Below are 852 nucleotides of genomic sequence, written 5' to 3' on the forward strand. Positions count from 1 at the left end.
TGTCGCCGGTATCGAGCGTCAGGATGACCCGCTTGTTCTGCTCCAGGTAGGACGCGACGGTTGCGCCGGCGAGGTCGACGATGTCGGTGTTGGCCTCGTAGTCGGTGACCTTTGCCTTGTCGGCCGTGCCGTTCACGCGGAATGCCTCGGTCAGCAGGAAGGTATCGGTGCCGGTGCCGCCCGCGGCGCGGTCCGAGCCGCCCTCGAACTCGAACAGGTCGTCCCCGGCATCGCCGAACAGCCGGTCGTCTCCCGGGCCGTCGCGCAGGATGTCGTTGCCCGCGCCGCCTTCGAGCCGGTCGATGCCGGCATCCCCCTCCAGCAGGTCATCGCCGGAGCGCCCGATCAGCGTATCGTCGCCGCCGAGACCGAAGAGCGCGTCACGCTGGCTGTCCGCCCCCACCAGCACGTCGTTGCCGGCGGTGCCGAATTGCTCGGCATAGGTCCCGCCCGCTGCCTCGATGGTCACGAATACCGTGCCGGTGTCACTGCCGCCCTGGCCGTCGTCGACGACATAGCCGAAGCTGTCTTCGCCCGAGAAATCCGCATCCGGCGTGTAGCTCCAGCTGCCGTCGGGGGCGACCGATGCCGTGCCATGCGCCGCCTCGGTGTCGCGCGCGTAGCTCAGCGGGTCTCCCTCGGGGTCGGTGGCGGCAAGCTGGCCGGTCACCTCGAGGTTCGCCTCCCCGGTCGCCGTTTCGTCCGGCGCCGCAGGCGGGTCGTTCACCGGCGTTACCGTGACGTCGACGGTCACCTGATCGGTACCGCCCTTGCCGTCGCTGGCGATGACGTCGAACGCGTCGACGCCGAAGTAGTTCAGCGCCGGTGTGTAGCTGTAGCTGCCATCGGTAT

General features: G+C 69.0%; 1 protein-coding gene. It reads right to left on the reverse strand.

Annotated elements, in window-relative coordinates; genetic code table 11:
* Window positions 1-852, reverse strand: an 852-nt coding sequence (locus ARC39_RS25110; RefSeq protein ID WP_149866555.1) for an Ig-like domain-containing protein, incomplete at both ends; no start/stop codon positions are given.

Origin of the sequence: Tropicimonas marinistellae (genome assembly GCF_001509585.1) — a bacterium.
GTDB classification, from domain to species: domain Bacteria; phylum Pseudomonadota; class Alphaproteobacteria; order Rhodobacterales; family Rhodobacteraceae; genus Tropicimonas; species Tropicimonas marinistellae.